This window comes from Pseudomonas citrullilanati (genome assembly GCF_030580855.1).
Classification (GTDB): Bacteria; Pseudomonadota; Gammaproteobacteria; order Pseudomonadales; family Pseudomonadaceae; genus Aquipseudomonas; species Aquipseudomonas citrulli.
Window position 1 is genome coordinate 41,782 of record NZ_JAUQOP010000001.1, and the last position, 15,977, is coordinate 57,758.

Annotated in this window: 6 protein-coding genes; 4 read left to right on the plus strand and 2 right to left on the minus strand. The window is 59.8% G+C overall.

Annotated elements, in window-relative coordinates:
* Positions 1 to 23 precede the first annotated feature (23 nt).
* From Q6A48_RS00180 to Q6A48_RS00190, 3 genes are all read left to right on the plus strand, one after another.
* The gene (locus Q6A48_RS00180; protein WP_304550953.1) at positions 24 to 12,785 is read left to right on the plus strand and encodes a two-partner secretion domain-containing protein; all 12,762 of its coding nucleotides are present in this window, start codon (positions 24 to 26) and stop codon (positions 12,783 to 12,785) included.
* On the plus strand, positions 12,782 to 13,174 hold the full coding sequence (locus tag Q6A48_RS00185; RefSeq protein WP_304550955.1) for a hypothetical protein: 393 nt from the start codon (positions 12,782 to 12,784) through the stop codon (positions 13,172 to 13,174). The genes Q6A48_RS00180 and Q6A48_RS00185 overlap by 4 nt, the downstream gene beginning before the upstream one ends.
* 266 nt (positions 13,175 to 13,440) lie before the next feature.
* The gene (locus Q6A48_RS00190; RefSeq protein ID WP_304550957.1) at positions 13,441 to 13,833 is read left to right on the plus strand and encodes a hypothetical protein; all 393 of its coding nucleotides are present in this window, start codon (positions 13,441 to 13,443) and stop codon (positions 13,831 to 13,833) included.
* A gap of 256 nt (positions 13,834 to 14,089) precedes the next feature.
* On the opposite strand, the gene Q6A48_RS00195 is transcribed toward Q6A48_RS00190, so the two are convergent.
* Together Q6A48_RS00195 and Q6A48_RS00200 are read right to left on the minus strand one after the other, a co-directional pair.
* A complete protein-coding gene (locus Q6A48_RS00195; protein ID WP_304550958.1) occupies positions 14,090 to 14,362 on the minus strand; it encodes a hypothetical protein in 273 nt (90 codons plus the stop codon).
* 251 nt (positions 14,363 to 14,613) lie between these two features.
* Positions 14,614 to 15,345 carry a DUF899 domain-containing protein gene (locus Q6A48_RS00200; RefSeq protein WP_304550960.1) on the minus strand — a complete coding sequence of 244 codons (732 nt, stop codon included), beginning with the start codon at positions 15,343 to 15,345 and terminating at the stop codon, positions 14,614 to 14,616.
* Positions 15,346 to 15,519: 174 nt separating this feature from the next.
* Here Q6A48_RS00200 and Q6A48_RS00205 point away from each other — a divergent pair, with 174 nt between their 5' ends.
* Positions 15,520 to 15,912: a transcriptional regulator gene (locus Q6A48_RS00205; protein WP_042732336.1), complete on the plus strand. Its 393-nt coding sequence runs from the start codon at positions 15,520 to 15,522 to the stop codon at positions 15,910 to 15,912.
* The last annotated feature ends 65 nt before the right edge of the window (positions 15,913 to 15,977 follow it).

A 15,977-nucleotide genomic window follows, 5' to 3' on the forward strand; every position in this document is an offset into this window, starting at 1 on the left:
TTTAGCTGCAACGAGACTTGAACATGGACGATCGCCAATACGCCTTCCTGGCCCGCCAACCTTCCGCTGCCCTGCAAACCCGTGAACGGTTCTGCGGCATGCCCAAGCGCGGCTTGGCATTTTTGTTGGCGAACGTCATGTTCTGGCAACCGATGTGGGCCCAGGCCGACGGGATTGCCGTCAGTGCGCCGGGCACTGGCCTGGACCGGGCAGGCAATGGCGTGCCGATCGTCAACATCGCCAGGCCCAACGGCAATGGCCTGTCGCACAACCAGTTCAGCGACTACAACGTCGGCAGCAACGGCGTGATCCTCAACAACGCCACCGCCCGGACCCAATCCACGCAGTTGGGCGGGATCATCCTGGGCAACCCGAACCTCACGGGCACCGCGGCCACGACCATCCTCAATGAAGTCAACGGCGGTAACCCCAGCCAGTTGCGCGGCTACACCGAGGTGGCGGGGCAGTCGGCCCGGGTCATCGTTGCCAACCCCTACGGCATCACCTGCAACGGTTGTGGTTTCATCAATAGCCCGCAAGTGACCTTGAGCACGGGTAAGCCGGTGGTGGAAAACGGCCAACTGGACCGTTATCAAGTGGACCAGGGCAGCGTGACCGTTGAAGGTGCCGGCCTCAACGCCACCAACGTCGACCGTTTCGAGATCATCACCCGCAGCGCCAAGATCAATGCCGAGATCCAGGCGAAAAACCTGGCCATCGTCGCCGGGCGCAACGACGTCAACGCCGCCACCCTCGACGCCACCGCCCGCGCCGATGACGGCAGCGCCAAGCCGCAACTGGCGATCGATTCCTCGGCCCTGGGCGGGATGTACGCGGGGGCGATCAAGCTGGTGGGCACCGAAGCCGGCGTCGGCGTGAAGCTGGACGGCAAATTGATTGCCAGCGGCGGTGATATTCAACTCGATGCCAATGGGCACCTGAGCCTGGCCGATGCGTCGGCCACCGGGGCGGTCAACGTCAAGGCCGCCAGCGCCGATGTGCAGGGCGCGGTCTATGCCGGCAGCGCACTGAACGTGCAGACCCAAGGCAACCTGAACAACCAACGGACCCTCGCGGCGCGGGACAGCATCACCCTGAAGGCGGATGGGCAACTGACCAACAGCGGCATCATCGAGGCCGGGGTCAATGGGGATAACACCCGTAATGCAACAGGCGATGTGAGCCTCACGGCGCAAAACCTCAGCAACAGCGCCAGCGTGATCGCCAGCCGCAACCTGACGACCAGCGTCGCGCAGACGTTGAACAACCAGGGCGGGACCTTGAGCGCCGGGCAAGCCGGCACGCTGAACGCCGGGACCCTGGACAACCAGAACAAGGGGCGGCTGTTGAGCAGCGGCACCCTGGATGTCACCGCCAACAAGCTCATCAATGCCCAGGGCCTGGTCAGCGGCAATGGCAACCTCACGGCCAACGTCGGGCAACTGAACAACAGCAACGGCGAACTCAACAGCTTGAGCAACGTCACGTTGCGCGTGGCGTCCCTGGATAACGTGGCGGGGCTGGTGGCCGCCGGTCAGGTGCTGGACATCAACGCCAGTGGCCGGGTGAACAACCAGGGCGGGCGCCTCACCGCCAGCAAAGGCGCGCAATTGGCGGCCGCATCGCTGGATAACACCGCAGGTCGCTTGCTCAGTGACGGTGCGCTCACCGCCCGCCTCTCGACGCAATTGCTCAACCAGGCCGGCTTGCTGTCGTCGGCCGGGCTGCTGACCCTCGACGCGGCGAGCCTGGACAACCGGCAAGGTGGCGTCGTCACCACGGTCCAGGCCGCCACCTTGAAACTAGGCAATCTGGATAACCGAGGCGGCGAAGTGTCGAGCCAGGGGGCCCTGGCGTTGACCGGCACGGCACTGGACAACAGCGACAGAGGCAAGCTGATTGCCTATGGTGACCTGGGCCTGACCCTCGACCGCTTGACCAACCAGGCCAAGGGGTCGATCTCCACGCGGGCGGCCTTGACCATCGACGCGGGGCAACTGGATAACCGCCAGGGATCGCTGTATGCCCGGCAGGGGCTGAACCTGGGGCTGCGCGGGCAATTGCTCAATGCCCAGGGCAGTGTGAAAAGCGACGCCGCCGCCACTGTCAAAGCGGCGCAGATGAACAACGACGCAGGTCAGCTCTCCAGCATCGGTGCGCTGGACCTCGACAGCGCGGGGGCGCTCAGCAACGTCGGCGGCAGCCTGATCAGCAGTGACACGCTGCTGTTGAAGGCGGGGCAGGTGAATAACGCCGCTGGCCGTATCGCCAGTGCCAAGGCCCTGGACGCCAGCGTCAGCGGCCTGGAGCAACAGAACGGCCAGTTGGTCAGCAACACCCGCCTTTCCCTCGATCTCAACCACGGGCAGTTGAACAACCAGGGCGGATTGATCAGTGCCCCGGGCAACCTGCTGCTGAAAAACCTGGCAGCCGTGAGCAACCGCAACGGCGAGATATCCAGCGACCAGGCCTTCAGCGTGAACGCCACGAGCCTGGACAACAGCGCCGGCTTGATCGCCAGCAAGCAGAGCCTCGACCTGGTCATCGCCCAGGCCCTGAACAACGCCAAGGGCCTGATCTCGGCCAAGGGCCTCAACGTGCGCGCCGCCAACCTGGATAACAGCGGCGGCACCCTGGGCAGCAACGCCGACTTGGCCGTGAGCATCGATGGCACGCTGACCAACCTTGACGGCGAGCTGTCCAGCGCGGGCCTGACCCGGCTCAACGCCATGGCACTGGACAACGGCAATGGCCAGGTCTTGGGCGACAACGCCCTGACTGTCCGCCTTGGCGGCGCGCTGGACAACCGCAACGGCGTGCTCGGCTCGGGCAAGGCCGTGGATATTGAATCGGCCAGCCTGAACAACAGCAATGGCGGGCAGCTGGTCAGCGACGGCACCTTGAGTGCGCGTATCAGCGGCCTGTTGGACAACCAGGACCAGGGCGAGGTGACGGCCAAAGGCGCGCTCGACTTGCAAACCGGTCGCCTCGACAACCGAGCGGGGCGCCTGACCGGCAAGGATCTGCTGACCTTGCGCAGCGATTCGCTCGACAACCGTGGCGGCAGCGTCCGCGCCGACAAGGCGCTGCAGTTGCAGGTCGCGCAACTGGACAACCGCAGCAACGGCATCATCACCGGCAAGGCCCGTGTCGACTACGCAGGCGTGCGGCTGGACAACAGCGGCGGCCTGCTGACGAGCGCCGGCCCGCTGACCCTGAAGGCCGGCGAAGTCCAGAACGGCCTGGGTCGCGTCTCCAGCCAGGGCGATCTCACCGCCGTGATCGGCACCCTGCAACAGCAGGGCGGTGCGCTGGTGGCCCAAGGCAACTTGAGCCTGACTGGCAACACGCTGGATAACCGCAAGGGCGGACTGGTCGGCACCACGAAGGCGCTGGACGTGCAGGTCGGAGAGATCGACAACCGCGCAGGCGAAGTGTCCGCAGGCCTGGGCTTGAAGATCGACGGCCAACGGCTGGACAACAGCGACGGCGGCAAACTCATCGCCAGCACGGACCTGGAATTGACAGTGGCCCAGCTCATCAACCAGAGCAAGGGTCTGGTCCACGCCCAAGGCCGCATGACGCTGATCGGCAGCACCCTGGACAATACCGGCGGCACGCTTGACAGCCTCAAGGGCCTGGTGATTACGCTCGATCACGCACTGGCGAATAACCAGGGCCTGATCAACAGCGAAGGTGAGCTGGAGGTCAAGGCGGGCAGCCTCGACAACACCGCCGGCAACCTGGGCAGTGCCGGTGCGTTGTCGCTCGTCACCACGGGCTTGTTGATCAACCAGGGCGGTTCCATCAATACCGATGCCACCCTGACCCTGCAAAGCGCCGAGCTGGACAACCGCCACAAAGGCCTGATCTCGGGCAGCGCCGCGACCCAGGTCAGCACCGGCGCCTTCGATAACAGTCAGGGCGGACGCCTGATCACCAGCGACACGCTCAAGCTGACGGCCGCGCAGGTGACCAATGCCGCTGGCCGGATTGCCAGCAGCCAGGCCTTGACCGCGTCGGTCACCGGGCTGGACCAGCAACAAGGGGAGCTGTTCAGCAACACCCGCCTGAGCCTGGACCTGAACCAGGGCCAATTGAATAACCAGGGCGGTTTGATCAATGCCACGGGCCTGTTGCTGCTGAGCAACCTCAAGGGCGTCAACAACCAGGGCGGTGAAATGTCCAGCCAGCAGGCGTTCACCCTGGCGGCGCAAAACCTCGACAACAGCAGCGGCAAGCTGATCAGCCAACAAGGCTTGACCCTGCGGACGGTGCAGGCGTTGACCAACGCCAAAGGGGTCATCTCCGCTGCATCGGTGGACAGTCGCAGCGACAGCCTGGATAACCGTGACGGCCTGATCAGCAGCCGCGATCGGCTCGATGTGCATGTCGACACTTCACTCGACAACCAGCGCGGTTCGCTGGTGGCTGACGGCGCGCTGTCCGTGGTCGCTGGCCGCCTGGACAACCGCAGCGCCAGCGTCGCCGGTAAGGCCGGGCTCGACGTCACCGTCGACACCTTGGATAACCGTCAAGGCACGCTGGTCAGCACCACCGACCTGACGTTGAAAGCGGCCAGCCTCGACAACCGCCAGGCCGGTTTGATCGGCGCGACAAAAGCGCTAGACCTCGACGTCGACGACCTCGACAACCGAGGCGGTGAATTGTCGGGCAATGCTGACGTCACGCTGGTCAGCCAGAGCCTCGACAACAGCGACGGCGGCCAGGTGTTCGCCGGGCAAGCGCTGAAGCTGACCGTGGACAAACTGCTCAACCGCAACAAAGGCCTGCTCAGTGCCAAGACTCAGTTGAGCCTCGATGGCGCTTCCCTGGACAACAGCGGCGGTTACCTGGTCAGCCAACAGAACCAGCGCGTCGACCTCAGTGGCGACCTGACCAACAGCCAAGGCCAGCTCAGCAGCGAAGGCACGTTGACTGTCAGCGCCGCCAACCTGATAAATGCTGGCGGCAGCCTGTCCAGCGCCGCGGACCTGACCGTGAACAGCCTGGGGCGTCTCGACAACCAGGGCGGCGAACTGATCACCGACGGCGCATTGCGGCTCACCAGCCAGGCGCTGGACAACCGGCAGCAGGGCAACATCAGCGGCAAAGGCACGGTCAGCGTCACCAGCGGCGCGTTCGACAACAGCCAGAACGGTCGCCTCAGCAGTGGCGGCACGCTGGACCTCAAGGCGGCCCAGGTCACCAACCGCGACGGCGGCCGCATTGGCAGCCAAGGCGCGTTGACCGCTTCTGTTTCCGGGCTGGACCAGCAGGGTGGCACGCTGTTCAGCAATACGTCGTTGAGCCTGGACCTGAACAGCGGCCAGCTCGACAACCAGAATGGCCTGATCAACGCCCCCGGCGCACTGCTGCTGAAAAACCTCAACGGCGTGAACAACCAGGGCGGTGAAATGTCCAGCCAACAGGCGTTCACCCTCGCGGCGCAAACCCTCAACAACAACGGCGGCCGGCTGCTCAGCAACCAGGGCCTGACCCTGCGCATTGCCCAGGCGCTGAACAACGTCAAGGGCCTGATCGGTGCGGCCACCATCGATGGCCGTGCGCAGAGCGTGAACAACAACGGCGGCACCCTCACCAGTCGCGGCAACCTCGTCCTGACGATCGATCAACAACTGGATAACCAGGCGCAAGGTCTCATCAGTGCCACGCAGTTGCTGGCCCTCACCAGCGGCAATTTGAACAACCAGGGCGGCAGTGTGCTGGCGGGTGGCGCTTTGGTCCTCAACGCCATGGCCCTGGACAACAGCGCCAACGGCCTGATCAATGCCCAGGCCAACCTCACCCTCGGCGCCGATTCGCTGGACTCCAGCAACGGCGGCGAAGTCTCGGCCAAGGGCGACCTGAACCTGACCCTGGCGGCCCTGACCCAGAATGGCGGGCGCCTCTTGGGCGAGCAAGCCCTCACCCTGACCCTGGGCGGCCATGACCTGGGCAACCGCAACGGCCTGATCACCGCCAAAGGCCCGCTGACCCTCAACGGCTTGCGCGACCTGAACAACCAGGGCGGCGAAATCTCCAGCAGCCAGGGCTTCGAGCTCAGCGGCCGGACACTCGATAACAGCGGCGGCAAACTGATCAGCAGCCAGAACCTGGGCCTCAAGGGCACCAGCCTGGTCAACCAGGGTGGCCTGATCTCCGGCTGGCAAGGGCTGCAGGTCAGCGGCGCGAACCTGGACAACCGCAACAACGGCACGCTCTCCAGCCGCCATGGCGACGTCGGCGTCGCACTCACCGGTGCGCTGCTCAACAGCGGCGCCGGTGCGCTGGTCGGCCAGCAACAGCTCACCGTCAGCGCAGCCAGCCTGGACAACAGCAACGGCGGGATCCTGTCCAGCGGTGCCGACCAGACCTTGACCGTCACCGGCTTGCTGAACAACGCCCAAGGTGGGTTGATCGACAGCGGCGCGCTGCTGGTGATGAACGCCATGACCCTGGGCAACGCGAGCGGCACCGTCAACGCTCAAAAAGCCTTGAACTTCACCGGCACCAGCCTCGACAACAGCGGCGGCAACCTGATCGGCAATGCCGCCGTGACCCTGGACCTGCTCGGCGCCCTGACCAACACCCAAGGCAAGATCGCCAGCGTCGGCCCGCTGCGGCTCGAACGCGCCACGCAAACCGACAACCAGGGCGGCCAGATCGCCAGCCAAGGCCTGCTGACCCTGCTCACCGGTGGCCTGGACAACCGTAACAAAGGCACCGTCGCCGCCAATGACCAACTCATCCTGACCGCCACCGGCGCGCTGCAGAACGACGCCGATGGCTTGATCTACAGCCAGAACAGCGGCGTGCAGATCGATGCGGCCAGCGTCTCCAACGGCAAGGGCGTGGTGCAAAGCCAGGGCGCCCTCAACCTCACCGTGGCGGGCAATATCGACAACCAGAGCGGCCGCCTCCAAGCCAAGAGCGGTGACGTGACCCTCATCGGCCGCGACCTCGACAACCGCGGCGGCGTCCTCGCCAGCCTCCAGGGCCTGCTCAGCACCCAACTGACCGGCGTGCTGAAAAACGGCTACGACCTCAACAACAACCGCCAGGGCGGCATCACCCAGGCCCAGCGCCTGAACCTGACTGCCCTGGGCGGGCTGGATAACTACGGCGGGCGCGTCTCGGCCCAGGGCGGCGACGCCATCGTCGTCACACGCAACGTCGACAACCGCAACGGCGGCCTCTACGCCAAAGGCAAGGTCAACGTCACCGGCAACGACTTCGATAACAGCGGCGACAACGACGGCCAGATCGCCGGCAGCCAGATCGACCTGAACCTGACCGGCGTGCTGGACAACCGCCTGGGCATCATCGAGAGCGACAGCACCCTGGCGATCAAGGCGGCGCGTCTTGATAACCAGACCGGGCAATTGCGGGCGTTGGGGGCGGGGGGCAAGACCGATTTCCAGATTGGTGGGGTGTTTGATAACCGTAATGGGGTTTTGGAGAGTGCTAACAGTGACCTGACCCTCAATGCCGCGAGCTTCCAGAACCAGGGCGGCAGGCTGTTGCATGTGGGCAGCGGCACCTTCGATATCTCCACGGCCAATATCACCAACGCAGGCGGCAGCCTCGTGACGCGCGGAGGGCTCACGCTTACGGCTGACAGTTGGACCAACAGCAGCGTGATCCAGGCGGGAAGGTTGACGGTCAATGTCAACAACCTGACCCAGACGAGTACTGGGCAATTGCTGGCGTCCACCAGCCTGGTGGGCAGCGGGGGGAATTGGAGCAACGAGGGGTTGGTTGCCAGTGATGGTACGGCCAGTCTTACTCTGAGCGGCAGTTATAGCGGTAATGGGCGCTATAGCAGCCGGGGTGACCTGGCACTCATGGCGGCCTCGATGAGCCTGGGCAGTGCAGGCAGTGTCGCCAGCGGCGGCACCTCCACGATCGGTGTCACTGGGCTACTCAACAACGAGGGGCGGATGACGTCCGCCTCCGAAATGGTTGTCAACGCCGGTTCAATCAACAACTTCGGAACCCTGGGCAGCACCGGCAACCTTCGGTTGGCTGCGTCCAGCCTGCTGAACCAGAATGGTTTGATCTTCAGCGGCGCCGACATGGCGCTGCGAGTCAACAACTTCACCAACCGTTATGCCGATGTCTATGGCATTGGCAACGTCAGCATCAGCCGCGATGACAGCAATGGCTGGAGTGCTTCGATTGCCAATATCTCGGCTTCGATCGAAAGCGGCGGTGACTTGACCCTGGCCGCCGATCATATCGAGAACCGCAAGGATGTGTTCGAGGCTTCGGGTGGGTTGGTTTCGGGTGCGATTGGGGTGCAGTGTTATTCGTGTTCGTCGTTTGATGGCTTTGAACCCCATTTTCCCGGGTATCTGGTTTGGGTGGAAAACTACCAGTCGCAGATCGTCCAGGACTCTGCTTCCGCCAGTTTGACGGCAGGTCGAAATTTTATCGGTAACGGGCGAGAGCTGCTGAACAACGCCTCCACGATCAGCGCAGGCAGCGACCTGACGTTGAACCTGCAGAACTTCACTAACCAGGGGGCGGCGGTTGGGAATTACAGCGTAAGACGTTCGCTCAATGCCCCGGGCGAAAACCTGAGTGCGTGGCGGGCGATCATGGATTACAACGCCGCCAATGACCCTTCTTATGATTCGGGTCCCGCCGGGTATTTGAATGGTGATTTCATCAGCCCGAACTTGCATGTATGGAACAGCCAAGGGGTTGAATCTCTGTCCCGCATAGGTGGCCGTCGTGCGGGTGGCGAGGCAATGCGTTACATCCGCTTTGGGTCAATATGGGTGGAGTATGACGGTGGAAACTACGGCTTTACTCCCGCGCATTACAGCGACGGAGTACGGACCGAAGTCCCCAATTTTGTTAAAAACGCCGCCTTCTTTGAAAACACCATCACCTACGATGGCCCGTCGACTTTCGCAAACGCGGTGGTACAGGCCGGCGGCGCAGTGCACATCAATGCAAGCCAGAACCTAACCAACAGCGTCGTTCGCGAAGGTGTCACGTTAAGTCCCGGCGCCTCGAAATTAGGCTCCACCCAACTCGGCGGCCAGGTGGCCCCGGCGGTCATACAGATCAATGGGCAGCTCCCACCCAATCTCGCCCAACAACAGGTCAACCCACTGACCTTGCCGGGCTTCAGCCTACCCACGGGGCAAAACGGCCTGTTTCGTTTGAGCGGCCAAGGGGGATCGGCCCAGCAAGCGACCCAAGCTAATACCGCGCCACAAAGCTGGAACATGAGCAGCGCCTCCATCAGCACGGCCCAGCGTCAGCAGGACTTGCCGGATACCCAGGCGCGTAGCGTGCAGATCGGTGCGAGCGCCCCAGTGGCCTCCAGCGACCGACAACTGACCACGACCACTCGTCAAACCACCGACAGCAATGTCAGCGCCAGTGCCCTCAATGTCAGTGCGCCCGTCGAAAGCGGCCACTCAACTCCAATGCCGGCCCACAACAGCGGCGCTGTCATCGTCACCCAAGTGGGTGCCGTCAATGTCGATGGCGCCAGCCCGACCCCAACCACCAACCTCGTCCCGCTGGCGGGGAATGTGGTCACCACGCCAACGGCCAGCCAGACCGTCACGCGGGTTCAGGGCTTGCCGGACACCTCGTTCAAAACCAACCCACAGAAATACCTGATCGAAACCAACCCGGTGCTCACCGACCTCAAGCCATTCATGAGTTCGGACTACCTGTTGGAAAAGCTCGGCTACAACCCGGATGCCAGTGCCAAGCGTCTAGGCGATGGTTTCTATGAGCAGAAGATGCTCCAGGAAGCCGTCGTCGCCCGCACCGGTCAGCGCTTCATCGACGGCCAGACCTCCAACGAGGATATGTTCAAGTACCTGATGAACAACGCCATCGCCAGCAAGCAAGAGCTCGGCTTGTCGATGGGCGTGACGCTGACGTCGGAGCAGGTCGCGGCGCTGACCCACGATATTGTCTGGCTTGAAGAGCATGAGGTGAACGGCGAGAAAGTCCTGGTGCCGGTGCTGTACATGGCCCAGGCCAACAATCGCCTGGCGCCTAATGGGGCGTTGATTCAAGGGGCGGATGTCAAGTTGATTGCCGGCCGGGATTTGAATAATGCCGGGACTTTGCGTGCGACCAAGGACCTTAGTGCCACGGCTGGCAACGATATAGTAAACAGTGGACTGGTCGAAGCGGGTAATCGATTGGATCTGTTGGCGGGCAATAATCTCGTCAATAGAGCAGGTGGCGTTGTTACCGGGCGGGATGTGAGTCTACTCGCAGCAGCAGGTGACGTGATCATCGAGCGTTCCATGGCCGCCACTGGGGACAACACGCATCTACACAGGGAATACGTCGACAGTGCTGCGCGCGTCGAGGCTGCGAATGATCTGAGTATTAATGCTGGGCGTGATTTCATCAGCAACGGTGGCGTGCTCGAGAGCGGACGAGACACCAGCATCAATGCGGGTCGCGACGCCAATATCGTTACCGCTGAACAGCGAAACAGCTCGAATCTAGGTGGGAAACAAGGTTCCAGTACCACTCAATATGGATCCACACTCGACATCGGCCGCGACCTATCGGTGCGTGCTGGCCGGGACCTTGCAGAGATCGGCAGTCAGATCGAAGCCAAGCGCGACATTGGCATGACGGCCGTCGAAAATATACTGCTGAGCTCTGCGGCGGACGAAAGTCACTCTTATTCCAAGTCCAAAAAACTTACGACACAAGAAGATCACGTTAAGCAGGTAGGCAGCACGCTGACTGCTGGCGGCGATGTTTCCCTCAGTGCTGGCAAGGACATGAGACTGATCTCGTCCCGCGTTGCTGCTGGCGACGAAGCCTATCTGATAGCCGGTGAAAAACTTGAACTACTAGCTGCGCAAGACAGTGATTACTCACTGTATGACAAGAAGAAAAAGGGCAGTTGGGGTAGCAAGCAAACCAAGCGTGATGAAGTCACCAAAATCACCCATGTCGGAAGCGAGATAACAACCGGCGGCGATCTGGTGCTGATCAGCGGCGGGGATCAGAGGTATCAGGTTGCCAAACTGGCCAGCGGTGACGACCTGACGTTACAAAGTGGCGGTTCAGTTACCTTCGAAGGGGTGAAAGATCTCCACCAAGAGAGCCACGAGAAGACCAACAACAGCGCTTTTTGGGTTTCATCAAAAGGTAAAGGAAACACTGATGAAACCTTCCGCCAAACTCAAATGAAGGCTGCTGGCGATATCGTAATTAATGCTGTCAATGGTCTGACAATCGATATCAAACAGGTTGATCAGCAAACTGTTAGTCAATCCATCGATGCAATGGTAAAGGCCGATCCTCAATTGGCTTGGTTGAAGCAGGCTGAAGCGCGCGGTGATGTGGATTGGCGCCAAGTTAAGGAGATTCACGAGTCTTTCAAGTACAGCAATTCCGGTCTGGGGCCTGCTTCTCAAATCATCATCGCGATCCTTATGGCCGCGTTTGTTGGGCCTGCCGTGGCAGGTATGGCTGGAGGAGGCGTGGGAGGCGGTATGGTTGGTGCTGTTGCGTCGAATGCGGCGACGAACGCAACAGTCAGTACCGTCAATAACCGTGGCGATCTTGGCGCGGTATTCAAGGACGTGACCTCCTCGGATGCGATGAAAGGTTATGTCATCTCGGCGGCCACTGCCGGGCTCACGGCAGCATATTTCAACGGCTGGACTGGCACCACGACTAATACGGTAACGGGCAAGATCATTACCCCCTCTTTGAGCACTTGGAGTGGAGTCGGTCAGTTCGCCGCTAATCAGGCGTTACAGAACGGTACGTCCATGCTTTTAAGCAAGGCATTGGGGCAAGGGGGCAGCGCGAGTGATGCATTGAAAGGTGCGTTGTTCAATACCCTGGCGGCGGCCAGTTTCAACGCTATTGGGGATTACACCAAAGGAGTTCTAGCTGACGGTTCTTTGCCGAAGATCGCCGTTCACGCGATGGTAGGAGGTTTGCTGGCAGAAGCAACTGGCGGAGATTTCAGAACCGGTGCCCTGGCAGCAGGGGCGAACGAGGCGCTCGTTACGCATCTCAACACGCTGGTTAAAGGTAATGAAGATCTGTTGAGTATGAGCTCACAAATTATTGGCGTTTTGGCCGCAGCGGCGCAAGAGGATGCGGATGCCAGCAAGATGGATAAGGGCGGCTGGATTGCCAAAAATGCTACGCAGTACAACTTTTTGGGTGATCACGGCTATGGGCAGGCAGCAGCGTCGCTTGCTGAATATATGCAACGCAACGGTGCGACTGCCGAGGAGATTGCACAGGCGCAACAAGACCTCGCGCGGGGGCAAGGTTTTGATGGCGTTCTACCTGCTAACGAATTCGTTAAAGCGTGGGGCGAATTCATGGCTGCAGAGGCTGCAGGGTTGGGGCTACTCTCCTTTATAGGGAAGCTTGGTTTGTGGGGGGGGAAAGCAACCCCGTCTGTCGTAACCGATCTCGGGAAAGTTTCATTTGATGCTGCTAATGGGGTCGGAACTATATATTCTCCAAAAGTGACATTGAGTGCTGGTGAGGTTATATTTGACGATTTTGCTGTTGGTACGTCGAAAGGTTTTATGGGCTATGGTCCGGACGGGGCTGCTGAATTAGTCGGGCCGCTTAAAAAACTCCTAGAGTACTCTAGGTCTCAAGGCGGCACGACTGTGACCTTAAGGGGTTATTATGCATCCGAAGAGGGCGCGGCATTAGGTGCGGGGAAAGTGGGTGAGAGGTTTTCTTTTAGTTTTCCTGCTACGAAGGAAGGTCTTAAGAATTTCTTAAGGGAGCTTAAAAAATGACCCATGTAAAACCAATTGATAGGTATCTTGAGAGTCTAAGTTCGTCTGGTTATGGGTCGTATACTTCTTTTGCTAACGATCCTATGTTGGGGCAAGGGGTGTACGAAATTGTCTTAGAGGGTTGTGTCTTAAAGCTTTTCGAAAAAGGTTTTACTGTAAATTTTAAAGCTGAGAGAGTAGATGTGTTTTATTCTGATGTTTTGAATATAGTTAGTCATCTCTCTGCGGAGGTGTTTTCAAAGGCCTCGGAGAGTCAGAGTGTGGATGTAAAAGTTCCTTTGGAGATTCATGTTCCTGAGAGGGTTTTGGCTTTGGAAGTGCAATTGTTAGCTTATTCTAGGTTGGTAATTATTTTGAATGATCTATGGAAAAAAAAGAGGCAGATTTGAATGGTGTTTATGTAGTGGCTAACTAACTGATGCATCTGCAAAAATGAAAAAAAGGTTGGTCTTGGTCAAATGCCAATGGAAAAAGGGGGCAGATTTATTTTTTGATTCTTTGCTGCGCTGAAAGCTTCCACGGAGGAGTCAAGTATCCTCGGTCTCTTTTTTAACATTGAGACGTTAAAGTAGGCATTGAAATCGAGCGCTATTGACAAGCCGAAGCGGTTTTTTGTGATGAAGGGCGACAGTAAAAGAGTTGTTGAGGCTCAGCGATGACGATTACTATGTTCTTGGAAATAGAGAGCGGCGCTACGTTGGGGACTATCCAGCATGTCGTGCAGAACATCGCCAATACTGTGACGGTGGGGAAAAACTCGTTAGAAGGCTATTTTTCCGCCTCCAATGGTTTTTTTTATTTTGAGATGCTTGAGCCCCCCAGTACTGTATCTGCTGAGGGTTGTATGGTGGATTGGCTTGTGGGCGTCATGGGGGCATTTCATTGTCCCTTGCATGAACTCGAGCAGAGTTGGCGGGAGATCAGACATGTCATGGAGGAGTTATCGTTGGTATCGTCAGCGCGCTTTGTTTTTTCCTTTCAGTACGATAGCGTATATGCGTTAAATGAAGGGCATGGTGTGGTTTATAAAAAAAGTATGGTCGTTTGATGAGTTAGAGTAATAGGCATGAGGGAGAAAATAACGGAGGCCGGGACGCTAAGTATGGTCGGGTTGCTTCGCCAAAATCGTCTTGCGGTTGCTTTTTTGTTGAATACTGATCCAGTGCTCGACCCTGACTCTACGAAACTGTAAGTTCTATGTTCGATGCTCTTCCCCACGTTTGAGCGTAGCCCCGTTGCCAGCGCAGCGGGTCTCTGATCCGATTTGAACGCGAGACGGGCGACCTCGAGGTCGCCCGTCTTCATCACTGCGCCGCTTGTGCCCGCAATCGGCGGCCAATTACATCCATCACATCGCATCCGTCACGCAGCGATATCGTCAGCAGTTTGCAGAAGTCCGACAGTACGACGGTGTCTGAGCTGATGTCGGAACGGAATGCGATGTTTTCCAGCACTTGGGTCACGCTGCGGATGCGGTAGTCGGCGGTTTCGAACAGGACGTCGAGTGGTGCTTCGGTGTCGATGAGCAGGGTGGCGGGGGTGCAGTCGATTCCGGTGATGGGCATGTATCTGGTCATAATCAGAGTCTCGAAAGTTGATGAGTCTCTCTGTAGATCGGGTCGCCAAACCCGGTCGCCTTTTTGGGTGACGAGGGACTATAGGGCGATCCGCTCTTGAGCTACAAGACACCGCTTTCCGAGCTTCATGTAGGACCTTTGGCCTGGCAGTTGTCGGCTTTGGTTCAGGCAAAGCAGGCGACTGCTGCGCAGTCGAGCGGGAGCAAGCTCCCTCGCCACGGGGATCGCGCTCGACTGGGCGGGTTGGCGCGTCAGCTGTGGCAGCAGCCGTGTTGCTTGGCTTCTTCGTATTTATCGTGATGCCGCACCCAATCCATGATTTCGTCTTCGTTGCGGCCCTTGGGCGTGAGGTCGAGGTAGTGGTAGGTGCCGACGAGCATGTCCAGGCCGCGGGCATAGGTGGAGTAGGTGTGGAAGATGTCGCCGGCTGCGTTGCGATAGAAGACGCTCAGGCCGGGGAGTTCGCCTTCGGTGGTGTCGGTTTTTTCGTAGTTGTAGGTAGCTTGTCCGCCAGCGGTGTCTTCGGTTTTGAAGCTGACCCCGAAGTCGTAGTTGAAGTCGCAACCGTTGGACGAGACCCAATCGAATTTCCAGCCCATGCGGCGTTTGAAGGCTTGGAATTCGGCGAACGGGGCGCGGGAGACGGCCACTACCGCTACGTCGTGGTGGGCCAGGTGCTGGTTGGCGCCGTCGATGTGGTCGGAGAGGAAGGAGCAGCCTTGGCAGCCTTCTGTCCAGCCCGGGCCGAACATGAAGTGGTAGACGATCAGTTGGCTGCGGCGGCCGAACAGGTCGGCCAGGCTGAGTTCGCCGTCGGGGCCCTGGAAGCGGTAGGGCTTCTCGATCTTGACCCAGGGCAGGGCGCGGCGTTCGGCGCTGAGTGTGTCCCGCTCGCGGGTGAAGGCTTTTTCGTGGGCCAGGTGCTGGCGGCGGGCGGCGAGCCATTCTTCCCGCGAGACGACTGGATGGTTCTCTACGTTCATGATGATTTCTCCTGGAGACTGGGCGTTTCAACACGTGGTCGTCTGGCCCTGGATGAATTCGACAGACCGTCGGTCGGTTGGCGAGACGATCCGCCTGGAAACCTGGCTGAACGGCTGCGCGGCGTCCCGGTCACACCCTAGGTAGGCATCTCACTCTTTGGAGGATGGACCAGGATGACGACTTATAACTGGGACTTGATCGAACGGTTGCTGCACGAAGTGCAAAACGGCGCCGGCCACAGCTTTACCCCTCGGCCTTATGCGGAGCAGCACGCGGCGGCCAAGGCGGCGCAGGGTGAGGAGATCGAGAATCTCGATCATCTGAAAGCGGTCGCCGGGGAGTACGAAAAGTTACTGCTGGAGCGGGGCTTCATCGAGCCTCGGCCGGAGGAAGAGGGCGGCAATGGTGAGAACTTTGTGTTGACGCCCCGTGGCTCAAGGTTGTTGAGCCTGATCGACAGCAGCATCCCCGGCAATGATCATCCGCGCCAGGTGCTGGATGAGCAGGATGATGCGCTGGATGAGTTCACGTTCGATGATTTGGCTTCCAAGGCGCAGATTGCCTGACCGGTCTGCATTGAGCCCTGTGGGAGCGAGCTTGCTCGCGATAGCGGTCTAATATTCAACAGGTG